Origin of the sequence: Stutzerimonas urumqiensis, assembly GCF_003640395.1 — a bacterium.
In the GTDB taxonomy this organism is placed as follows: Bacteria; Pseudomonadota; Gammaproteobacteria; order Pseudomonadales; family Pseudomonadaceae; genus Stutzerimonas; species Stutzerimonas urumqiensis.
Genome location: NZ_RBZQ01000001.1, coordinates 160,717 through 181,877 on the forward strand (window position 1 = coordinate 160,717; position 21,161 = coordinate 181,877).

A 21,161-nucleotide genomic window follows, 5' to 3' on the forward strand; every position below is an offset into this window, starting at 1 on the left:
TCTACGCCTGGCTAAGCGGTTTGTTGCTGTAGCTGCGGGTGGTTCCACCCTTGCGGTCGTACAGGCTGGGTGTTTCCGGTGCGCCTTTGAGAAGGCCGATCATTTTTCCGACGACCGCCTGGTTGGCACCGATGAGGCGACCGTTACGCTGATTGGCTGTCCGGCATCGTTCCAGGAGCGCTTGCAGATCATCCGCTCTGGACAGCACCTCCTCGGCGTCGTCGCTTCCCTTCAGCAGCTGGACGAGACCCTCGCGGCTGGCAGGCAGGCGATTGCCCGTGAGCAGGCTGGTTCGCTCCTTGCCATGCTGTCCGAGCAGCGCGAGCAGCGGTTGCTTGCGCGCGAGCAAGTCCTCGAGTGCTTGAAGGTCTCGTTGTGCCAGCGCCTCGAACTCCTCGTCGGCAAGCGCGATGAGTTGCTGCGCGAGCTGTATGTCTTCGTCGAGTTGCTTGATCAGCGCCTGTTGCATGGCGACCTTCTTGCCCGAAGGCTCAGCGTTGTGCTTCGAACGCCAGCAGTTTGGAGGCCAGGCGTTTGCTGTCGACTTGATAGCTGCCATCGGCGATGGCTTGCTTCAGCTTGGCGACACGCTCCTGATCCACTTCCGGCATGCTGCGCATCTTTTCCGATACCTGTTGGAGTTGCTGCGCTTCGTCGCTGAGCTTGACGGGTTCGCCACCCGGTGTCGCTGCCGCGTTGAGCGCCTTGTCGGCCTCGTTGGTCGGCTGGCTGGCGGTCGTACGCTCGGCTGACTGGACACTCGTCGCCCGTCCGCCGGTCGTTGCCGGAGCAGAACCGTTGGGTCGGTTGAAGTCGATGACCATGCTGAAAAACCTCGTGATTCCTTGTGCTTGCCATTTTTTCGGCAGGCCAGGAGGAAACTTTAGCGTTTTCTGACGCAGTTGCTGGCGGCGTCAGTCGAGGTGCATTTTGCCAGCCTCGGTCTCACATGGCGACTTCAACCTGGCCAGGGCCCGCCACCCTGGCTTTGACCACGCGTCCCGAGCTGAGGTTGCGTACACGAATCTGTTGACCGGGCGCCCCGCTTCCAAGCGCTTCGCCTGGCATCTTGACGCTGATGGCCCCGGCCTGGGCCGTGATGACGACTTGCTCGCCCTTGTTTATGGCATCGGCAAGTTCGAGATGCGCGGGTGTCAGCACCTGATGGGGGAGGGTGGCGCGGGTCACCTTCTTGCCTTCTATATGGGCAATGTCGGTGAGGTAGCCTTGCGTCAGCAGGCCGACGTCATGCTCGACGAGCGCCACGTCCGCCGCCGATAGCGCAACCCCGCGCTTGAGCGGCCGGCTGGCGACGATGACGTCGCGGTACAGCCGCACCTGGCCGGGCACGAAAACGGTCCAGAGGCTTTGGCCGTTGCAACTGACCCGCACGGTGACCCGACCGACGGGTTGCGCCGGGCTCTCCAGTTCCGCCTGCAAGGGGACGTCACAGTCCGCCAGGCGCAGCCGGGGGTCCAGTCGGTTGACCGACACCTCATGGCGTGCCGGGATTTCCGATCGCTGCAGATAATCGCTCGTCGCCTGCTCAAGAAACCCCTGGGTCACGTCGATAAGCTCCTGAGGCAACGTGGCGGCCACCAAGGGCGGGCCATAACCCGACAGCAGAAGCGCAGGCAGCAGAGCCCGCGTGCTCAGGGCACGGACGATGTGACGGAAAACGGTCGCATATCTAGTCATGGGACTTTCAAAGCAAGGGGCGTGCCGCCTGCTAGGCTCTGGGTGTGGCGCGCGTCGATGGCAAAACGTGAGGTACTGGCATGGCCGGTGTATTGGATTCGGTAAATCAGCGAACGCAACTGGTCGGGCAGAACCGCCTCGAGTTGCTGTTGTTCAGGCTCAACGGCAACCAGCTGTATGGCATCAACGTATTCAAGGTCAAGGAGGTGCTGCAGTGCCCTCGGCTGACCATCATGCCCAAGTCCAATCCGGTGGTGCGCGGCGTTGCCAACATCCGTGGCGGCACCTTGCCAATCCTCGATCTGGCGATGGCGACCGGTAAGTCCGGCATTCACGACCTGCAGAACAGCTTCGTGATCATCACCGAGTACAACACCAAGGTGATCGGCTTTCTCGTTCGCTCGGTCGAGCGGATCGTCAACATGAACTGGGAAGAAATCCTGCCGCCGCCCAAAGGCACCGGGCGTGACCATTACCTGACGGCCGTTACGCACCTCGACAATCAGCTCGTCGAAATCATCGATGTGGAGAAGGTCCTGGCCGAGGTGTCGCCGGTCTCCGAGAAGATTTCCGATGGCATCGTCAAAGAAGAGATCAAGAGCAAGGCGGTCGCCAGTCGCGTTCTGATCGTCGATGACTCGTCGGTTGCACGAAAGCAGGTTTCTCGCTGTCTGCAGAACATCGGGGTCGAGGTGGTCGCGCTGGAAGATGGTCGTCAGGCCCTCGACTACCTCAAGCGCCTGGCCGACGAAGGCAAGCGGCCTGCGCAGGAGCTTTTGATGATGATTTCCGACATCGAAATGCCGGAAATGGACGGTTACACGCTGACCGCCGAGGTCCGCCAGGATTCACGCATGCAGGACATGCATATCCTCCTGCATACTTCGCTTTCCGGCGTATTCAACCAGGCGATGGTAAAGCGGGTTGGCGCAAACGATTTCCTGGCTAAGTTTCAGCCGGATGACCTTGCCTCGCGCGTTGTCGAACGGATCGGCTCCGCGGGTACTAAATGATGCCTGCATGCAGGCAAGCGGACGGGGCGTAATCAGTGTCGGCAAACCTTGAGTTCGAGCAGTTCCGGACCTTCCTGGAAAAGTCCTGCGGCATCCTGTTGGGCAGCAACAAGCAGTACCTCGTTTCGAGCCGCCTCAACAAGCTGATGGAGCAGAACGGCATCAAGTCGCTGGGCGAACTGGTGAACCGTATCCAGACCCTGCCGCGCAGCGGCCTGCGCGAGCAGGTGGTCGACGCCATGACGACCAACGAGACCCTGTGGTTTCGCGACTCCTACCCCTTCGAGGTGCTCAAGCAGCGGGTGCTGCCGGAGCTGATCAAGTCGTCCGGTGGCCAGCGGTTGCGGATCTGGTCCGCAGCCTGTTCCTCAGGGCAGGAGCCGTTCTCGTTGTCGATGACCATCGACGAGTTCGAGCGCAGCAATCCCGGGCAGCTCAAGGGTGGGGCACAGATCGTGGCGACCGACCTCTCCGGCTCGATGCTGACGGCGTGCAAGAACGCCGAGTACGACAGCCTGGCCATAGGTCGTGGGCTGTCGCCCGATCGGTTGCAGCGGTATTTCGAGCCGCGCGGCACCGGGCGCTGGGGCGTCAAGGCGCCGATCAAGAGCCGCGTCGAGTTCCGCGCGCTCAACCTGCTGGACAGCTACGCGGCGCTCGGCAAGTTCGATGTGGTGTTCTGCCGCAACGTGCTCATCTACTTCTCTGCCGAGATGAAGAAGGACATCCTCAAGCGCATCCACGCCACCCTCAAGCCGGGCGGCTACCTCTTCCTCGGTGCGTCCGAGGCGCTCAATGGGTTGCCGGAGCTGTATCAGATGGTCCAGTGCAGCCCTGGCATCATCTACAAGGTGAAGTAGCGACTGCCGACGGCAGAAAACCGTCACCGGCGCGGCAAACGGATCGGCAAACCCGGTAAAGCGTTGCCGCCTCTGACGCCACATCGGGCGCTCAGGTGATCGAATCCCTTCCAAAACAGATGGTTAGCGAAATGGCACGGGCTTTGCTGTAACTCGGCAAAGCGATTCGCAGAGGCCTGCGCCATGACCATCAACTTCGATAAAGCCCTTGGCATCCATGAAAAGGCGCTGGGATTCCGTTCCCAGCGCGCCGAGGTGCTGGCCAACAACATCGCCAACGCCGATACGCCCAACTACAAGGCCCGCGATCTGGAGTTCTCGACCGTGCTGGCCGAGCAGGCCAAGGCGCAGGAGGGCGGCTTCGCGATCGCGCGAACGAACGGCAAGCACATCCCCGTCGAAGGGCTCGAACTGGCCGATCCCGGCCTGCGCTTCCGCACGCCTGCACATCCCTCGCTGGACCAGAACACCGTCGACGTGCAGGTGGAACAGGCCGAATACGCGAAGAACGCGATCGACTTCCAGGCGAGCTTCACCCTGCTCAACAGCAAATTCAAAGGGCTGATGAATGCCCTGCGCGGCGAATAAAGGAGCCTAAGACATGTCCCTCACCGGCGTATTCAACATCGCAGGTTCCGGCATGAGCGCCCAGAGCACTCGCCTGAACACCATTTCCAGCAACATCGCCAACGCCGAGACGGTGTCGTCGAGCGTCGACGAAACCTACCGCGCGCGCCATCCGGTATTCGCCACCGTGCTGCAGCAGGCATCGGGCGCGCCGAGCCAGTCGCTGTTCGCCGAGCAGGACCAGGCCGGCGCCGGTGTGCAGGTGCTCGGTATCGTCGAAGACAACGCCGAACTCATGCCGCGGTACGAGCCCAACCACCCGGCGGCGGACGAGAACGGCTACGTCTATTACCCCAACGTCAACGTGGTGGAAGAAATGGCCGACATGATTTCCGCCAGCCGCTCGTTCCAGACCAACGCCGAGTTGATGAACACGGCCAAGACCATGCTGCAGAAGGTGCTGACCCTCGGTCAGTAAAAGGATGCCTGAATGAGCACGACGATCGATTCGAGCGCGGTACTGGACCAGTACGCGATCAAGAACAACACCTCCGCCACCAGCGGCAAGAGCGAGCTCGGCAAGGACGAGTTCCTCAAGCTGCTGGTCGCGCAGCTGAATAACCAGGATCCGCTCTCCCCGCAGGAGAACGGCGAGTTCATCGCCCAGATGGCGCAGTTCAGTACCGTCGAAGGCATCGGCAACCTCAACACCAGCATGGAAGAGATACTGTCGAGCAGCCAGTCGACCCAGGCATTGCAGGCGTCCTCGCTGGTGGGTCGCAAGGTCATCGCCACCACCGACAAGTCCGTCGTGGATACCACCCAAACGATGAAGGGCAGCGTCAACCTGACGTCGTCCACCTCCAACCTGGCGGTGAATGTCTACAACGCCTCGGGCGAGAAGGTCGGGCGCGTCGAGCTCGGCCAGCAGAGCGCCGGCCAGGTGAGCTTCATGTGGGACGGCAAGGATGCGAGCGGCAATGTCCTGCCGCCCGGCACCTACAAGTTCGAGGCACAGGCGAGCGTCGACGGCACCAATATCGCCATGAGCACCAACCTGCCGGCCAACGTGGACAGCGTCACCCTCGGCCAGAACGGCGGAGAAATGACGCTGAATCTCGCGGGTATCGGCGCCATGCCGCTGTCCAGCGTCAAAGTCATCGGTCAATAACCTGATCACCTAGAGGATCGAGCAATGTCATTCAACATCGGTTTGAGCGGTATCAGGGCGGCCAACAGCGACCTGAACGTCACCGGCAACAACATCGCCAACGCCGGCACCGTCGGCTTCAAGCAGTCGCGCGCCGAATTCCAGGATATCTATGCGGCCTCGGTGCTGGGTACCGGCAGCAACCCGCAGGGCAGCGGCGTGCTGCTCGGTGCGGTCTCGCAGCTGCACAACCAGGGCACCATCGACTACACCGAGAACGCGCTGGACATGGCCATCAACGGCAATGGCTTCTTCGTCACCAGCAACAACGGTGCGATTTCCTACACCCGTGCCGGTTATTTCGGGACGGACAAGGACGGCTTCGTGGTCGACAACAACGGCTATCGCCTGCAGGGTTACTCGGTCGACGAGAACGGCCAGCTGCAAGCCGGCGTGATGAGTGACCTGCGTATCGAAAGCGCCAGCCAGGCGCCGCAGGCGACGTCCAAGATCACCCAGCCGTTCAACCTGAACTCGACGTTGAAGCTGTCGGCTACGTGGGAAGAGGCTTATAAAACATCACGGGACGGCGGAGGTGATGTGGACGCGGCTGAAGCGGCAGCGGCTGCTGCTGTGCGGGATGCCTTCGACCCGACAGATCCAACCACTTACCATTCGGGCACGTCGTTGGATGTCTACGATAGCCAAGGTAATCCGCATGTTCTTTCCCAGTACTTTGTTAAAACGGGCGATAACAAATGGGACATGCACATCCTAGTGGATGGACGGAATCCGACTGACACTCCCGCAGGTTCGACGGCTTCTGCCGTATATGAGCTGGAATTCGATGGTGCCGGCCAGCTGTTCTCTAGTGCCCAAGGAGTCCCAACTGACGGTCTCGGCATTATCTCGATGGATTGGGCGCCCGTTAATGGCGCTGACAATGGCAGCTTCGAATTCGACCTCCGCGGCTCAACCCAATTCGCTTCGACGTTCTCAGTAACCAGCCGCGCCCAGGACGGTTACACCACGGGCCAGCTGTCCGGCCTGGAAATCGATGACACCGGCAACGTCTTCGCGCGCTACACCAACGGCCAGTCGCGCGTGCAGGGCCAGGTCGTGCTCGCCAACTTCGCCAATACACAGGGGCTGACGCCGATCGGCAAGACCTCCTGGGTGCAGTCGTCCGACTCGGGCGAGCCGGTGATCGGCACGCCGCGTTCCGGCACGCTGGGCGCCCTGCAGGCCGGTGCGCTGGAGGCGTCGAACGTCGACCTGTCGACCCAGCTCGTCAACCTGATCGTCGCGCAGCGCAACTACCAGGCGAATGCGAAAACCATCGAGACCGAGAACGCGGTCACCCAGACCATCATCAACCTGCGTTAATACTGACCGACCCTGGCGGCAAGGTGGTTGCCGCCGGCGGCAGTATCCCGCCACCACACTCTCCTTTAAGGCCCTTCGGGGCCTTTCTTTTACCGGTTGAGCGACGTCTTGCCAGGCCTCGTCGAGCCACGCAGGCAAGTCAATCCGCCTTTTTTGTTCGTGGAAGGCCCGCCCTCGGGGCGATGCTTTGTGCCGCGGCGAGGGCGCGCACAGGAGGTAGGCAGACGCCAGAGGTAGGAGCGACCTTGGTCGCGAATGGGATCAACGCCGGGGTTGCCGTCTTCGCGAGCGAGCTCCTACGAAGCGGGGCATCACGCCAGCCCCACCGTCGCGTTCCTTCCGCCTATTCTGGCCAGCTGGCATGGACCTTGCTGGATAGCCCTTACCTCACGGACAGCGTCAATCCCGTGGACAGGAGGACTGATGGACAAAATGCTCTACGTGGCCATGACCGGCGCCAGCCAGAACACCCTGGCCCAGCGTGCGCATGCCAACAACCTGGCGAACATTTCCACCACTGGCTTTCGTCGTGACTTCGAGCAGGCTCGCTCGATGCAGGTATTCGGCGACAGTTTTCCGGCTCGGGTGTACGCCATGTCGGAGCGTCCGGGAACCGACTTCACCCCCGGCACCTTGCAGGAAACCGGGCGTGACCTGGACGTCGCCATCGATGGCGACGGCTGGATCGCCGTGCAGGCGCCCGACGGTGGCGAGGCCTATGTCCGGACCGGCAGCCTGAAGATCGATGCGCTCGGCATGTTGCGTACCGCCGAAGGCATGCCGGTGCTCGGCAACGGCGGGCCGATCGCCATCCCGCCGGAAGAAAAGATCGAAGTCGGCGCCGACGGCACCCTTAGCATTCGCGCGCTGGGCGAAGACCCCAACGTGGTCGTCACGGTCGACCGGCTCAAGCTGGTCAACCCCGACCCGGCGCAGCTGGAGAAGGGCACCGACGGCCTCATCCGCATGAAGGACGGCCAGCCGGTCGAGGCCGATGCGCTGGTGCGCGTCACCTCCGGCTTCCTCGAGACCAGCAACGTCAATGCGGTTGCGGAGATGACGTCGATCCTGGCGCTGTCCCGCCAGTTCGAGCTGCACGTGAAGATGATGCGCACCGCCGAAGAAGATGCCGCGGCGGTGGCCCGCGTATTGCAGATGAGCTAACGACTAGCCCGTAGCGCCTGAGAAATGGCGCGAGGAGATAACCATGCTTCCAGCCCTTTGGGTCAGCAAGACCGGTCTGTCCGCCCAGGACATGAACCTCACGACCATTTCCAACAACCTGGCCAACGTCTCGACCACTGGCTTCAAGCGCGATCGTGCCGAGTTCCAGGACCTGCTCTACCAGGTGCGTCGCCAGCCCGGTGCCAACTCGACCCAGGACAGCGAACTGCCGTCCGGCCTGCAGCTCGGTACCGGTGTGCGTATTGCCGGCACGCAGAAGATCTTCACCGCCGGCAGCCTGCAGACCACCGAGCAGCCGCTCGACATGGCCATCAACGGACGCGGCTTTTTCCAGGTGCTGATGCCCGACGGCACGGTTTCCTATACCCGCGACGGCAGCTTCCACATGAATGCCGACGGCCAGATCGTCACCTCCAACGGTTATGCGCTGGAGCCTGCGATCGTCGTGCCGCCGGAGACGCAATCCTTCACCGTGGGCGAGGACGGCACCGTCTCGGTCGTCACTCTCGGCCAGCCGGCGCCGCAGATCATCGGCAACCTGCAGACCGCCGACTTCATCAACCCGGCGGGCCTCCAGGCCATCGGCAACAACCTGTTCCTGGAAACCGCCGCCAGCGGCGCGCCCCAGGTCAGTACGCCCGGTCTGAATGGCCTGGGCACGGTGCTGCAAAACACCCTGGAGAATTCCAACGTCAGCGTCGTCGAGGAACTGGTGAACATGATCACCACCCAGCGCGCCTACGAGATGAACTCCAAGGTGATTTCCACCGCCGACCAGATGCTGTCGTTCGTTACCCAGAATCTTTGATCCATCCCGCGCTTGATTGCTGTGCGGCTTGAGGTGCTCATGAACCGGTTGCTGTGTGTTTTCTCCCTGTTGTCCGCCGCGACCCTGGCCGGTTGCATGGCGCCCGCGCCCAAGCAGAACGATCCGTACTACGCGCCCGTTCTGCCGCGCACGCCGTTGCCGGCCACCCAGACCAACGGAGCCATCTACCAGGAAGGCTTCGGCATGACGCTGTACGACGATCGCAAGGCCTTCCGCGTCGGCGACATCATCACCATCACGCTGAACGAGCGCACCCAGGCGAGCAAGAACGCCAACTCGCAGATATCCAAGGACAGCGAAGTGAACATGGGCCTGACCTCGTTGCTCGGCGGCGGCGTGTCGGCGGCCAACCCGCTGACCGGCGGCGAGCTGAACCTGGGCGCCCAGTTCGGCGGCAATCGGGAGTCCAGCGGCTCGGGGCAGGCAGGGCAGAGCAACAGCCTGTCCGGTTCGATCACCGTCACCGTCTCGGAAGTGCTGCCCAACGGCATCCTCGCCGTACGGGGCGAGAAGTGGCTGACGCTCAACACCGGCGACGAGCTGGTGCGCATTGCCGGCCTCGTGCGTTCCGACGACATCAGCACCGAGAACACCGTCTCCTCGACCCGCGTGGCCGACGCGCGCATCACCTATTCGGGCACCGGTGCCTTCGCCGACGCCAGCCAGCCGGGTTGGCTGAGCCGGTTCTTCGTCAGCCCGCTGTGGCCGTTCTAAGGGAGCGCACGCCATGCTGAAGCACATCCTCGCCGCGCTTGGCCTGCTCATGCTGGCCGCGACCGCCCAGGCCGAACGCCTGAAGGACATCGCGACCATCAACGGCGTGCGCAGCAACCAGCTGATCGGCTACGGCCTGGTCGTCGGCCTCAACGGTACCGGCGACCAGACGACCCAGACGCCATTCACCGTGCAGACCTTCAAGAACATGATGGCGCAGTTCGGCATCAAGGTGCCGGAGGGCGGCAACATGCAGCTCAAGAACGTCGCGGCCGTGTCCATCCATGCCGAGCTCCCGCCGTTCGCCAAGCCGGGCCAGACCATCGACATCACCATCTCGTCGATCGGTAACGCCAAGAGCCTGCGCGGCGGCAGCCTGCTGATGTCGCCGCTGCGTGGCATCGACGGCAACGTCTACGCGATCGCCCAGGGCAACCTCGTGGTCGGCGGCTTCGACGCCGGTGGCGCCGATGGTTCGCGCATCACCGTCAACGTTCCGTCGGCCGGCCGCATTCCCAATGGCGCGACGGTCGAGCGCGCGGTGCCGACGGGCCTGAACCAGGGCAACACCCTGACGCTGAACCTCAACCGCCCGGACTTCACCACCGCCAAGAACATCGTCGACCAGATCAACGAACTGCTCGGCCCGCAGGTGGCCCAGGCGCTCGACGGCGGCTCGATCAGCGTCGCCGCGCCGCTGGACCCCAACCAGCGTGTCGACTACCTGTCGATCTTGGAGAACCTGGAAGTGGAAGTGGGTCAGGCCGTGGCCAAGGTCATCATCAATTCGCGCACCGGCACTATCGTCATCGGACAGAACGTCCGCGTGCAGCCGGCCGCCGTCACCCACGGCAGCCTGACCGTGACCATCTCCGAAGACCCGATCGTCAGCCAGCCCAACCCGCTGTCCGACGGCGAGACCGTGGTCGTGCCCAACTCCAAGGTGAAGGCCGAAGAAGAGGCCAAGCCGATGTTCAAGTTCGGCCCCGGCACCACGCTCGATGAGATCGTGCGGGCCGTCAACCAGGTCGGCGCCGCACCCAGCGACCTCATGGCCATCCTCGAAGCCCTCAAGCAGGCCGGCGCGCTCCAGGCCGACCTGATCGTCATCTAAGGGACAGACCGATGAACAGCGCACTCGGAACCGCAAGCCGCGCCCTCGATTCGGGCAGCTACAGCGACCTCAACCGCCTCAACCAGCTGAAGGTGGGGCCGGACCGTGACGGTGAGGAAAACGTCCGCAAGGTCGCGCAGGAATTCGAGTCGCTGTTCATGAACGAGATGCTCAAGTCGATGCGGGCGGCCACCGACGTCATCGCCAAGGACAACCCGTTCAACAGCCAGGCCAGCAAGCAATACCAGGACATGTACGACCAGCAGCTGTCGGTCAGCCTGTCGAAGGAAGGCGGCGGCATCGGCCTGGCCGACGTGCTGGTGCGTCAGCTCAGCAAGCAGCAGGAAGCCGAGAGCCGGCCGAACCCCTTCGCACAGGTGCAGGACACTCAGGCCGCTGCCTGGCCGAAGAAGCCGCAGGCCGCGCTCGACGCACCGGTGCGTGACGACTCCAAGCTGCTCAACCAGCGGCGCCTGGCGCTGCCTGGCAAGCTGGCCGAGCGGCAGGTCGCCAACGTCGACGGGACCCGTCAGGCCGACGCCGCCGGTACGCCCGCCACGCCCGGCCAGCCGCTGGTCAACCTGGACTGGAAACCGGCGCAAGCCTTCCCCGCGCCCGTCGAGAAGCAGCTCGTGGTCAATGGCATCGACCCGACCGCACCGTCCGCGCCGGCCAAGACGCGCTTCGAATCGCCTGCCGAATTCATCGCCACCATGCTGCCGATGGCCGAGAAAGCCGCCAAGCGCCTGGGGGTCGAGGCTCGTTATCTGGTCGCCCAGGCCGCGCTCGAGACCGGCTGGGGCAAGTCCATGATCCGTCAGAAGGACGGCAGCAACAGCCACAACCTGTTCGGCATCAAGTCGACCGGCTGGAGCGGCGAATCGGCGCAGGTGATGACCACCGAGTACGTCAACGGCCAGGCACGCAAGGAGCGGGCGGGCTTCCGCGCCTACGACTCCTTCGAGCAGAGCTTCAACGATTTCGTGAATCTTCTGGAAAACAACGACCGCTATCGCGGCGCGCTGCAAGTGGCAAGCAACGGCGGCGATTCGGCGCAATTCGTGCGTGAATTGCAGCGCGCCGGCTACGCGACCGACCCGCAGTACGCCAACAAGATCAACCAGATCGCTCGCAAGGTGCAGGCCTACGAGACGATCGCCGCGGCCGATACCGCGCCTACCACTCGCGCCAGGGGCTAAGAAATGGGTGACTTACTCTCCATTGGCCTGTCCGGCCTGCGTACCACCCAGACGTCGCTGACCGTCACCGGCCACAACATCGCCAACGTCAACACGGCGGGGTTTTCCCGCCAGCAGGCCGTGCAGGCGACCAACGTGCCGCAGTACAGCGGTGCGGGGTTCATCGGCTCGGGCAGCCAGACGGTCGATGTGCGGCGGCTGGCCAGCGAATTCCTGACCGGCCAGCTGCGCACCGCCACGAGCGAGAACAGCGAGCTGCAGGCGTACAAGAGTCAGATATCCCAGCTCGACTCGTTGCTGTCGAACAGCACGACGGGGATTTCGCCAGCGATGCAGTCCTTCTTCGCCGCCTTGCAGACCGCCACGCAGGACCCGGCTTCGGTGCCGGCGCGCGAGGCCGTGCTGTCGCAGGCCGAAGGCCTGGCCAAGTCGTTCAACACGCTCTACGACCAGCTCGACCAGCAGAACACCCTGATCAACCAGCAGCTCGGCGCCCTGAGCGGCGAGATCAACTCGCTCGCCGCCAGCGTGGCCGGCTACAACGAGGCGATCGCCAAGGCCAAGTCCAGCGGTGCCGAGCCGAACGACCTGATCGACGCTCGCGAAGAAGTCATCCGCAAGATGTCTGAGATGGTCGGCGTTCAGGTCGTGCCGCAGAACGACAGCTCGGTGAGCCTGTTCATCGGCACCGGCCAGCCGCTGGTCGTCGGTACCACCGCCTCGCGGCTCGAAGTCGCACCCGGCATCGACGACCCGTCGCGCTTCCAGGTGCAGCTCGCCTCCGGCAATACCACGCAGGTCATCACCAACTTCGTCTCGGGCGGAGAAATGGGCGGCCTGCTGGCCTACCGCGACACGGCGCTGGACAAGTCGTACAACACGCTCGGCCAGCTGGCGCTGACCATCAGCGACACGGTCAACCAGCAACTCGGGCAGGGCCTGGACCTCGCCGGTCGTGCCGGCAGCCGCCTGTTCGAGAACATCAACGAGGCGCAGGCGGCCGCGCTTCGCGTGTTGCCGCAACAGGGCAACAGTGGTTCGGCGAGCCCGGTGCTGAACATCACCGACACCAGCCAGCTTGGGACGAGTGATTACCGGCTGGACTATGTGGGGGTGGATAGCTCAGGGAATCAAACCTTTACTGCGCGCCGGCTGAGCGATAACGCCCCGATAAATGTAAAGGCAGTAGAGAGCGGCGGGGCTTGGTCACTTAGTTTTTCTCAAGAGGTACCGAACGAAAAAACAGACGCTGTTGATCTTGTGGATCAAGGCTTCAAGGTAGTGCTCGATAAGCTGCCGAATCAGGGTGACCGCTTCATGCTGCAGCCGACTCGACGGGGCGCAGCCGAAATAGAGAGCACCCTCGAACAGCCCGATCAGTTGGCCTTCGCTGGATCTGCGCGTGCCACAACCGGAGCGAATAACCGGGGCACCGGTGCGATTAGCCAGCCGGCCTTGGTGGGTGGTCCTTCGCCGATAAATACGACTTCGTTGAAAACCGCCTTTGGCAGTGGTGTGGCACTGAGTCCGGTATTCAGTGCGGACGGCAAGACCTATTCGCTCAACGTGCCTACAGGCTGGAAGTACGTTGATGACGAGGGGAAAATCGTGGGGACGCCAGCCGTGACCACTCCCCCAAAAGATGCAGTCTTCTCGAGCCCACAGTTCGCCTCGGGCAACAGCAACTCGGTCCGGCTGATTTACGATCCATCCGGTACATACGTTCCAGAGCAAGTTGTATTAGACACCGATTCGTACCAATACGAATTCACCCTAAGCGGCATCCCGCAAACCGGCGATACATTCACTCTCGGCTTTAACAACGACGCCGTCTCGGACAACCGCAACGCCCTGAACCTGACAGCGCTGCAAACCGCCCAGACCATCGGCGGCGGTGCCACCAAGGCCACCTACAACCAGGCGTACGGCGGCCTGGTCGAGCGAGTCGGCTCCCTGACGGCCCAGGTTCGCGTCAACAGCCAGGCCAGCGAGACGGTGCTCAAGCAATCGCAGGACAGCCGCGACTCCCTGGCGGGCGTCAACCTCGATGAAGAGGCGGCCAACCTGGTCAAGTTCCAGCAGTACTACAGCGCCTCGGCCCAGGTCATTCAAGTTGCCCGCACGCTGTTCGATACCCTGATCAACGCCTTTTAAACAGAGAGCCTGAATCATGCGGATTTCTACCCTCCAGGCCTTCAATAACGGAGTCAGCGGCCTACAGCGCAACTACTCCGACGTGACCCGCACCCAGGAGCAGATCAGCACCGGCAAGCGCCTGCTCACCCCGGCGGACGACCCGGTCGCCTCCGTGCGCCTGCTGCAGCTCGGGCAGGAAGAGGCGATGAACGCCCAGTACAAGACCGGCATCACCGCGGCGAAGAACAGCCTCACCGCTGAGGAAACGGTGCTGACGTCCGTCGGCAACGTCATGCAGCGCATTCGAGAGCTGGCGGTGCAGGCTGGCAACGGCGCGCTCGATGCTTCCGACAAGGACGCGATCGCCACCGAACTGGCGCAGCGCGAAACCGAATTGCTGAACCTGATGAACAGTCGCGATGCCAGCGGCAAATACCTGTTCGCTGGGAGCATGGCCGACACCCAGCCCTTCGTTCGCAATGAAGACGGCACCTACACCTATAAGGGTGATGAAAGCCAGCGCCAGGTGCAGATCGCGAGTAGCACCTACCTGGCGCTAAACGACAACGGCAAGGCGCTGTTTGACAACATGTTCGACGCCAACCGCGTTACTACGAGTAAGGTGCCTGGGCTTACGGATACGGGCAGCCGAATCTCCTTGGGACTGGTTCAGAACACGGCGGAGTATGACCAGGAGTTTCCGCACTTCGAACTGCCGGTTGATGGGGTGACGATTAGCGTTGCAGCTGATGGTACTTATCAGGTGTTTGATTCGGCCGGTGACCTAATACCTTCGGACAGCGAAGAGGATCGAACCCTGAAAGACGATGCCGTAATGTTTGGGGGCGTGAGAGTAGAAGTAGCCGGCACGGGAAGTTTTAAGCTGCAGCCGGACCCGCAGAACCATGACAAAGCAACAGCGGTAGGAGACTTGAGTACTACCGTTTCCCCGGAAAAGCCTGGCATTGGCATCAAATTTCTATCGGAAAAAGACTACGTTCTATACGACCTTTCGAAGCCGCCAACCGATGAAGAATTCGATGCCCTGACATTACCGTTAACCGCGAAACCGGAATGGGCTCTTGGTACTGGCAAATTCGACGAAAACAGCCAGACGCCCGACTTCATCCTTCACGCCGGTGTGAAGTTGCAGATCGATGGCACGCCCGAGGCAGGGGATAGCTTCGAGGTGCACAAGAACACGACCCAGGAAAAGACCAGCCTGCTCAACGTCGTGTCCGACCTGCGCAAAGCGCTCGAAACGGCCGAGGACACGCCCGAGGGCAGCCTGAAGATTCGGGATGCGACCGCCGTTGCCATCGCCAACCTCGACACGGCCAACGCGCAGGTATTGAGCGTGCAGGGCAAGATCGGCGCGCGCCTCAATGTCATCGAATCGACCGAAACCTTCGTGACGGACGTCAGCCTGGTCAACAAGTCCGTCCAGTCCGAGCTGGAAGACCTGGACTACGCCGAGGCGTTGTCTCGGCTGTCGATGCAATCGACGATCCTCCAGGCCGCCCAGCAAAGCTACGTGAAGATCAGCAGCCTGAACCTCTTCAGCTTCCTCAACTGACGGCGCCACCACCACGCGAAACCGTGCACAACCAGCGGCCCGTAGGGTGCATTCGCGAAGCAATGCACCGGTTTCACATCGGCGGCATCCTGTTGTGCCTTGCACGGCGCGAAATGTTTTTGTAGGAGCCTGGGGGACGCCTAGTCCTTGCGGGCGATGCTCTTGTCTTTTGGCTTCGTGATCTGGTGTTTCGGACGCCGCGCTTTCCTCGGCCCGAACTACCGATTGCGCCTTGCACGGCGCGTCACTTTTGCCAATCGCGGCAAAAGTAACCAAAACCGCTTGCCCCTGCATCCGGCCCCGGCTTTGCCGGGGTCCCCTCGCTCCGGCGCCGTTCCAGGGGCACGCCACGAAGGGCCATCCATGGCCTTCGCGGCTCTCGCGGCATCCATGCCGCTCAACCCCCTCCACGACACCTGCGCTCGGCCTGCTGACGGGGCGAGGGGTGTGGCCTGATGGTTTGGGTGGGAAAAGCCAGAAAGCGAAGCAGAAAAGCAGAAGCCGAGCTGCTGTGGTCTCGAGCGGAAGACAACCGTAGGGTGCATTCGCGAAGCAATGCACCGGTGGTTTCGTCGTGGCGCGGCCCCGGCGGATTGTTCGCTGCGCGCCTGAATCCGCCCTACGGACTCGGCGTTTCGCCGCGGCGATCTGATCGCGAGCAAGCTCGCTCCTACAGACAAGCGCCGCAGTTTGTTGTGGCTCAGCGATTCTCGCGCCGGCGGACAGCACGGTGTTTGGCCTTTCGTAGGAGCGAGCTTGCTCGCGAAGCGGGCGCGACCGGCACCCCGTAGGGTGCATTCGCGCAGCAATGCACCGGTGACCTCGCCGTGGCGTGGCCCCGGCGGATTGTTCGCTGCGCGCCTGAATCCGCCCTACGGATTCGGCGTTTCGCCGCGGCGATCTGATCGCGAGCAAGCTCGCTCCTACAGACAAAGTGCCGCAGTTTGTTGTGGCTCAGCGATTCCCCCGCCGACCGACAGCACGGTGGTTTCGGCTCTTCGTAGGAGCGAGCTTGCTCGCGAAGCGGGCATGACCGCGGCTCGTAGGGAGCATTCGCGAAGCAATGCACCGGTGACCTCGCCGTGGCGCGGCCCCTGGCGGATTGCTCGCTGAGCGCCTGAATCCGCCCTACGGCGTGCAATCACCCTCGCGCGAGGCGTTCAACTTTGCGGTTCGGTGGCCGATACCTGACGTAGCGCCTGCACGGTTCGCCGTCTGGCGTTCAGCTGTGAATCGGAAAATGCAAGGGCTGGCGAAAAATTTTCGCTGAATGGCTAAAGGTCACGAAGCAAGCGCCGATAAACCTTTCGAATGCGAACTCAATGGGTGCCTGGGCAACGCCGGCCCTGAGGATCGCAAGCTCAGGCAACCAACGAAATACCTAGCGCCTTTGGAGGCAAACACCATGGCTCTTACCGTCAATACCAACATCCCGTCGCTGAACACTCAGCGCAACATCAACAACACGTCCAACGCCCTGAATACCTCCATGCAGCGCCTGTCCACCGGTAGCCGCATCAACAGCGCGAAAGACGACGCCGCCGGCCTGCAGATCTCCAACCGTCTGACCAACCAGATCAGCGGCCTGAACGTTGCCGTCCGCAACGCCAACGACGGTATCTCCCTGGCGCAGACCGCTGAAGGCGCCCTGCAGCAGTCGACCAACATCCTGCAGCGTATGCGCGACCTGTCCATCCAGTCGGCCAACGGCTCGAACAGCGACGCTGACCGCTCCGCCCTGCAAAAAGAAGTCTCTGCTCTGCAGAGCGAACTGACCCGTATTGCCGAAACCACCACCTTCGGTGGCCGTAAGTTGATGGACGGTTCGTTTGGCACTTCGAGCTTCCAAGTGGGTTCGAATGCCTATGAAACCATCGATGTAACTGTTAAGAGTGCTTCGGCTAGCGCAATCGGCTCTTACCAAGTAGGGAGCGCTGCTGGCACGCAGACTTCAAAAGTGATCGATAACACCACCCTATTTGCCGCCTCGGGTGATCAAGACGCAGTGGTTGTAACTCCCCCACTGTTCGAGGCCGGTCAAGTCCAAGTTGTCGGCGGCGGCGAAAGTAAGACCATCGATATTGCGGCGAATGACAGCGCTAAGTCCCTTGCAGCCAAGTTCGAAGGAGCGGTCCCTGGTCTGACGGCAACTGCTAGAACAGTGATGACTGCGAAAGTAGATGTCGCTAGCGGTGAAAGCATTAACTTTGAAATGACGGTTGGTGACAAGACCGTAAGCATGGTTGGTGTTGCTTCTACCCAGGACTTGGCAGACCAGATCAATTCGAACTCCTCGAAGCTGAATCTTACGGCCAACGTAGACAAGGATGGCGTCCTCACTATCGAATCCAAGACCGGTGAGAACATTTCCTTCGGAGCACAGACCGACGCCTCCGGTGACCCGGTTGCGGCTGCGGGCGCGTTGAAGATCAACGTACAAGATGCTGATGGCACTCTTACTGGCGAGCAGAGCCTATCTGTTAATGGCGGTACGGTAGTTGGCTCCCTACAGCTGAATTCGCCAACTGGCTATACGGTTGCTGCGCTGGATGCGGAAGCTGCTGATCCGAAAAATAAAATTGCTGTAAACGTGACGGGTGGTACCGACGGTATTTCGCTCGCATCGCTAACAGTAGGTACTGATACACCTACCGTAATCGATCTTTCTACAACCGATATTTCTAGCAATAAGGATCTGTACGAAGCACTTAAGAACGAGACGACGCTAAATGTTGCGTTTGATGAAGCCAAAAATCTTCTGACAATCGAGTCGAAAAACGGAGAAAGCCTTCAGTTTGCTGCCGTTGGTCAGGGCGATGTGGATGGCAACGGAACTCCCGGTACAGGCGGCGCCATGCAAGTTTCTAAGCTGCAGGCGGATGGTACCTATACGACGGGAGCCCCTGCTAATACCACCGCTATTAACGCAGTGACGCCTGAAACGGGTGCGGACGTAGGGGATCTGTTCAGCAGTGGCAAAGCAGAGAAGTCAAGCGTCGCTGAGATTGATATTTCGACCGCCGCTGGCGCACAGAGCGCCCTGGCCGTAATCGACAACGCCCTCGCCGGCATCGATTCTCAGCGCGCCGACCTCGGTGCGGTGCAGAACCGCTTCGACAACACCATCAACAACCTGCAGAACATCTCGGAAAATGCCTCGGCTGCTCGCAGCCGGATCATGGACACCGACTACGCTGCGGAAACCGCCAACCTGTCGAAGAACCAGGTGCTGCAACAGGCCGGTACTGCGATCCTGGCCCAGGCCAAGCAGCTGCCGCAGTCTGTTCTGTCCCTGCTTCAGTAAGCAGCGCTTAGCGGGTAAATCAGGAGGAAAGGGGCGACCCTTCCTCCTTTTTCGCGTTGTGAGGTAGCAATCATGGAAACGGTTAATTTGCTTGCTGTTCCCGCTACGACCCAGGCCATCAAGCGCGAAACGCCGCGCGAGACGGTGGCGAGCGCTGCCGTGGAGCCGGGTAAAGGTTCCTTGAAGGAGCGGACACCGTCCGGCGAGCAGGTCGATTCCGCGTTGGCGGAAATGAAGGCCTTCGCCCAGCGAATCGAGCGCAACCTCGATTTCAGCGTGGACGACTCCAGCGGCCAAGTGGTGGTGAAGGTCATCGATGGGGATTCCGGCGATGTGATTCGCCAGATTCCGTCGGAAGAAATCTTGCGTCTGTCCGAGCGGTTGGAGGACATGCGCAGTTTGTTATTCCAGGCCAAGGCCTGACGGCACGTTTCTTGACTGTGTTTCGTCAAGACAGGTGATCGACGAATTTCTGGCGTGAGGAAGTGACATGGCGGGCATTACTACCGGCATCGGCATCGGTTCGGGCATGGACATCAAGAGCATGGTGGACGCGATGGTGTCGGCCGAGGCCGCGCCGAAGACCAGCCAGCTCTCCAAGCTCGAATCGCGGGCCACGACGCAGCTGACCTCCCTTGGGCAGCTCAAGGGGGCGATCAGCAATTTCCAGTCGGCGCTGGCGACGCTCAACAGCCCGTCCTCCTTCCTGGCCCGCACGGCTTCGTCATCCGACACCAAGGTTGTGACCGCGACGGCGAGCCAGAGCGCGGGCGCCGGCAGCTACAAGCTCGATGTCACGCAGTTGGCGAGTTCCAGCAAGGTGGCGCTGGCAGCGGTCGCGAGCGATGCCAAGCTGGCCAGCGGAACGGTATCGATCAAGGTCGGCAGCACGGCGCTCGCCGATATCACGGTCGATGCGTCGAACAACACGCTCAGCGGTCTGCGCGATGCCATCAACAAGGCCGGCGCCAGTGCGGGCATCAATGCGACGGTGGTCAGTGATGACTTCGGCTCGCGCCTGGTCCTGACCAGCAGCAAGACGGGCGATGGAAACGACATCACCGTTGCCACCACCCAGACCGCGCTCGAAGCCGGACAGACGTCGCTCGATACGCTGGCGTACGCCGGCCCGACCACGGCGCCCGACGTGGCGAACTATGCGGGCGAAACCGACCCGGCCTATGTCGCGGCGAAGGAGGCGTACGACCGGGGCGGCAAGACGGTCGCCGAAGCCAAGAGTGCCAAGCTGACGATCGATGGGCTGTCGGTCACGCGTGACAGCAACAGCATCAGCGATGTCGTCGAAGGGCTGAGCATCGAGCTGAAAGGGACGGGTGCCAGCACCCTGACCATCGCGAAGGACGAGGCGGGCGTGTCCGGCAACGTGAAGAAATTCGTCGATGCGTACAACACGCTGATGAATTTCATCAACACCGAGACCAAGGTGACCACGGTCAGCGAGTCCGATGCGCCGGTGACGGGGGCGCTGGTTGGCGATAGCTCCGTGCGATCGCTGGTCAACATGATTCGCACCGAGCTGGTGGCGCCTCAGGGCGAAGGCGCCATCCGTGCGCTGGCCGACCTCGGCGTGACGACTCAGCGGGACGGTACGCTGGCGCTGGACAGCGACAAGCTGTCGGACGCGATCAAGGCTGACTTCACGGGCGTCGCCAGCTATTTCACGGGCGACACCGGCCTCGCGGTCCGTCTGTCCGACAGGCTCAAGCCCTACACCGATGCCGGCGGCATTCTCGAAAGCCGCACCGATGCCCTGACCGAGACGATCGAGAAGGTCGACAAGCAGAAGGAGGCGCTCGATCGGCGTCTGACGGCGTTGGAGGAGCGGCTCTACAAGCAGTTCAACGCGATGGACGCCCTCTATGCGCAGCTCTCGAGTACCAGCGATCAGCTGACGCAGCTGTTCGACAGCATGCCGGGCTTTGTCGCGTCGAAGGAGTGATAAGGGCTTAAAGATCGGCCATCCGGTGCCGATAGCCTGGGCATTCAGAGAACGCTGGTTTGTTCGGGGGCCAGGCAATGAACGCAATGAGAGCAATGAAGCAGTACCAGCAGGTTGGTGTCCAGGCGAGCGTATTCGAAGCGTCGCCGCATCGCTTGATTCAGATGTTGATGCAAGGTGGGCTGGATCGTATAGCCCAGGCGAAGGGGGCATTGGAGCGGGGCGCGTTCGCCGAAAAGGGCGAGCTGGTCGGCAAGGCGCTCTCGATTATCGGCGGTCTGCGCGAAGTGCTCGATAAGGAGGTCGGCGGTGAGTTAGCCGACAATCTGGACCGCCTGTACGACTACATGATCCGAACCTTGCTCGAAGCCAATCGCAGCAATGACGCCGACAAGCTCGATGAAGTCGCACGCCTGCTGGGCGAGGTCAAGGAAGGCTGGGACGGTATCGCGTCGGCTGCTTGAGGAGAG

The 21,161-nt window shown here is 62.0% G+C and carries 19 protein-coding genes and 2 pseudogenes; 18 read left to right on the top strand and 3 right to left on the bottom strand.

From position 1 onward, the window contains the following. Position 1: 1 nt before the first annotated feature. From D7325_RS00880 to flgA, 3 genes are all read right to left on the bottom strand, one after another. Complete coding sequence (locus D7325_RS00880) at positions 2-469, bottom strand: flagella synthesis protein FlgN (protein ID WP_120993170.1); 468 nt, start codon at positions 467-469, stop codon at positions 2-4. A 22-nt stretch (positions 470-491) separates the two neighbouring features. Further along, a complete protein-coding gene (gene flgM / locus D7325_RS00885; protein WP_120993172.1) occupies positions 492-824 on the bottom strand; it encodes a flagellar biosynthesis anti-sigma factor FlgM in 333 nt (110 codons plus the stop codon). Positions 825-945: 121 nt separating this feature from the next. After that, positions 946-1,698, bottom strand: coding sequence for a flagellar basal body P-ring formation chaperone FlgA (flgA, locus tag D7325_RS00890; protein ID WP_120993174.1), 753 nt, complete (start codon positions 1,696-1,698; stop codon positions 946-948). Between the two features lie 80 nt (positions 1,699-1,778). Here flgA and D7325_RS00895 point away from each other — a divergent pair, with 80 nt between their 5' ends. The 18 genes and pseudogenes from D7325_RS00895 to fliS all read left to right on the top strand — a co-directional run bounded on the left by D7325_RS00895 (position 1,779) and on the right by fliS (position 21,155). Continuing rightward, complete coding sequence (locus D7325_RS00895) at positions 1,779-2,711, top strand: chemotaxis protein CheV (protein ID WP_120993175.1); 933 nt, start codon at positions 1,779-1,781, stop codon at positions 2,709-2,711. Between the two features lie 35 nt (positions 2,712-2,746). Then, on the top strand, positions 2,747-3,571 hold the full coding sequence (cheR, locus tag D7325_RS00900; protein ID WP_120993177.1) for a protein-glutamate O-methyltransferase CheR: 825 nt from the start codon (positions 2,747-2,749) through the stop codon (positions 3,569-3,571). Positions 3,572-3,754: 183 nt separating this feature from the next. Then, entirely contained in the window at positions 3,755-4,159 is a 405-nt protein-coding gene (gene flgB, locus D7325_RS00905; RefSeq protein ID WP_120993179.1) for a flagellar basal body rod protein FlgB, read from the top strand. Positions 4,160-4,172: 13 nt separating this feature from the next. Then, entirely contained in the window at positions 4,173-4,616 is a 444-nt protein-coding gene (flgC, locus tag D7325_RS00910) for a flagellar basal body rod protein FlgC (RefSeq protein WP_120993181.1), read from the top strand. A 12-nt stretch (positions 4,617-4,628) separates the two neighbouring features. Next, positions 4,629-5,309 carry a flagellar hook assembly protein FlgD gene (gene flgD, locus D7325_RS00915; protein WP_120993183.1) on the top strand — a complete coding sequence of 227 codons (681 nt, stop codon included), beginning with the start codon at positions 4,629-4,631 and terminating at the stop codon, positions 5,307-5,309. A gap of 24 nt (positions 5,310-5,333) precedes the next feature. Further along, positions 5,334-6,674 carry a flagellar hook protein FlgE gene (gene flgE / locus D7325_RS00920; protein WP_120993185.1) on the top strand — a complete coding sequence of 447 codons (1,341 nt, stop codon included), beginning with the start codon at positions 5,334-5,336 and terminating at the stop codon, positions 6,672-6,674. Positions 6,675-7,097: 423 nt separating this feature from the next. Next, on the top strand, positions 7,098-7,838 hold the full coding sequence (gene flgF, locus D7325_RS00925) for a flagellar basal-body rod protein FlgF (RefSeq protein ID WP_120993187.1): 741 nt from the start codon (positions 7,098-7,100) through the stop codon (positions 7,836-7,838). Positions 7,839-7,881: 43 nt separating this feature from the next. Beyond that, on the top strand, positions 7,882-8,667 hold the full coding sequence (gene flgG / locus D7325_RS00930) for a flagellar basal-body rod protein FlgG (protein ID WP_120993189.1): 786 nt from the start codon (positions 7,882-7,884) through the stop codon (positions 8,665-8,667). Positions 8,668-8,706: 39 nt separating this feature from the next. After that, positions 8,707-9,402, top strand: coding sequence for a flagellar basal body L-ring protein FlgH (flgH, locus tag D7325_RS00935; protein WP_120993191.1), 696 nt, complete (start codon positions 8,707-8,709; stop codon positions 9,400-9,402). A 13-nt stretch (positions 9,403-9,415) separates the two neighbouring features. Beyond that, positions 9,416-10,516, top strand: coding sequence for a flagellar basal body P-ring protein FlgI (locus D7325_RS00940; protein ID WP_120993193.1), 1,101 nt, complete (start codon positions 9,416-9,418; stop codon positions 10,514-10,516). Between the two features lie 11 nt (positions 10,517-10,527). Further along, positions 10,528-11,715, top strand: coding sequence for a flagellar assembly peptidoglycan hydrolase FlgJ (gene flgJ, locus D7325_RS00945; RefSeq protein ID WP_120993195.1), 1,188 nt, complete (start codon positions 10,528-10,530; stop codon positions 11,713-11,715). Positions 11,716-11,718: 3 nt separating this feature from the next. Further along, the gene (gene flgK, locus D7325_RS00950; protein WP_120993197.1) at positions 11,719-13,869 is read left to right on the top strand and encodes a flagellar hook-associated protein FlgK; all 2,151 of its coding nucleotides are present in this window, start codon (positions 11,719-11,721) and stop codon (positions 13,867-13,869) included. 16 nt (positions 13,870-13,885) lie between these two features. Further along, positions 13,886-15,427: a flagellar hook-associated protein FlgL gene (gene flgL, locus D7325_RS19220; protein ID WP_245961985.1), complete on the top strand. Its 1,542-nt coding sequence runs from the start codon at positions 13,886-13,888 to the stop codon at positions 15,425-15,427. Between the two features lie 1,405 nt (positions 15,428-16,832). Next, positions 16,833-17,771 (top strand): annotated as a pseudogene (locus D7325_RS19415) (flagellin N-terminal helical domain-containing protein); the annotation flags it as partial. A gap of 636 nt (positions 17,772-18,407) precedes the next feature. Continuing rightward, positions 18,408-18,731 (top strand): annotated as a pseudogene (locus D7325_RS19420) (flagellin); the annotation flags it as partial. 72 nt (positions 18,732-18,803) lie between these two features. Continuing rightward, positions 18,804-19,154: a flagellar protein FlaG gene (locus tag D7325_RS00970; RefSeq protein WP_120993200.1), complete on the top strand. Its 351-nt coding sequence runs from the start codon at positions 18,804-18,806 to the stop codon at positions 19,152-19,154. Between the two features lie 67 nt (positions 19,155-19,221). Next, the gene (fliD, locus tag D7325_RS00975) at positions 19,222-20,691 is read left to right on the top strand and encodes a flagellar filament capping protein FliD (RefSeq protein WP_120993202.1); all 1,470 of its coding nucleotides are present in this window, start codon (positions 19,222-19,224) and stop codon (positions 20,689-20,691) included. Positions 20,692-20,768: 77 nt separating this feature from the next. After that, positions 20,769-21,155, top strand: coding sequence for a flagellar export chaperone FliS (gene fliS / locus D7325_RS00980; protein WP_120993204.1), 387 nt, complete (start codon positions 20,769-20,771; stop codon positions 21,153-21,155). Positions 21,156-21,161 lie beyond the last annotated feature (6 nt).

What these genes read in the sequence shown, in the direction of transcription:
- fliS (WP_120993204.1), top strand. Translation starts at nt 20,769, where the DNA reads ATGAACGCAATGAGAGCAATGAAGCAGTACCAGCAGGTTGGTGTCCAG.
- flgD (WP_120993183.1), top strand. Translation starts at nt 4,629, where the DNA reads ATGAGCACGACGATCGATTCGAGCGCGGTACTGGACCAGTACGCGATC.
- flgL (WP_245961985.1), top strand. Translation starts at nt 13,886, where the DNA reads ATGCGGATTTCTACCCTCCAGGCCTTCAATAACGGAGTCAGCGGCCTA.
- flgK (WP_120993197.1), top strand. Translation starts at nt 11,719, where the DNA reads ATGGGTGACTTACTCTCCATTGGCCTGTCCGGCCTGCGTACCACCCAG.
- D7325_RS00895 (WP_120993175.1), top strand. Translation starts at nt 1,779, where the DNA reads ATGGCCGGTGTATTGGATTCGGTAAATCAGCGAACGCAACTGGTCGGG.
- flgE (WP_120993185.1), top strand. Translation starts at nt 5,334, where the DNA reads ATGTCATTCAACATCGGTTTGAGCGGTATCAGGGCGGCCAACAGCGAC.
- flgB (WP_120993179.1), top strand. Translation starts at nt 3,755, where the DNA reads ATGACCATCAACTTCGATAAAGCCCTTGGCATCCATGAAAAGGCGCTG.
- flgC (WP_120993181.1), top strand. Translation starts at nt 4,173, where the DNA reads ATGTCCCTCACCGGCGTATTCAACATCGCAGGTTCCGGCATGAGCGCC.
- fliD (WP_120993202.1), top strand. Translation starts at nt 19,222, where the DNA reads ATGGCGGGCATTACTACCGGCATCGGCATCGGTTCGGGCATGGACATC.
- flgJ (WP_120993195.1), top strand. Translation starts at nt 10,528, where the DNA reads ATGAACAGCGCACTCGGAACCGCAAGCCGCGCCCTCGATTCGGGCAGC.
- flgF (WP_120993187.1), top strand. Translation starts at nt 7,098, where the DNA reads ATGGACAAAATGCTCTACGTGGCCATGACCGGCGCCAGCCAGAACACC.
- flgG (WP_120993189.1), top strand. Translation starts at nt 7,882, where the DNA reads ATGCTTCCAGCCCTTTGGGTCAGCAAGACCGGTCTGTCCGCCCAGGAC.
- flgM (WP_120993172.1), bottom strand. Translation starts at nt 824, where the DNA reads ATGGTCATCGACTTCAACCGACCCAACGGTTCTGCTCCGGCAACGACC.
- flgH (WP_120993191.1), top strand. Translation starts at nt 8,707, where the DNA reads ATGAACCGGTTGCTGTGTGTTTTCTCCCTGTTGTCCGCCGCGACCCTG.
- D7325_RS00970 (WP_120993200.1), top strand. Translation starts at nt 18,804, where the DNA reads ATGGAAACGGTTAATTTGCTTGCTGTTCCCGCTACGACCCAGGCCATC.
- flgA (WP_120993174.1), bottom strand. Translation starts at nt 1,698, where the DNA reads ATGACTAGATATGCGACCGTTTTCCGTCACATCGTCCGTGCCCTGAGC.
- D7325_RS00940 (WP_120993193.1), top strand. Translation starts at nt 9,416, where the DNA reads ATGCTGAAGCACATCCTCGCCGCGCTTGGCCTGCTCATGCTGGCCGCG.
- D7325_RS00880 (WP_120993170.1), bottom strand. Translation starts at nt 469, where the DNA reads ATGCAACAGGCGCTGATCAAGCAACTCGACGAAGACATACAGCTCGCG.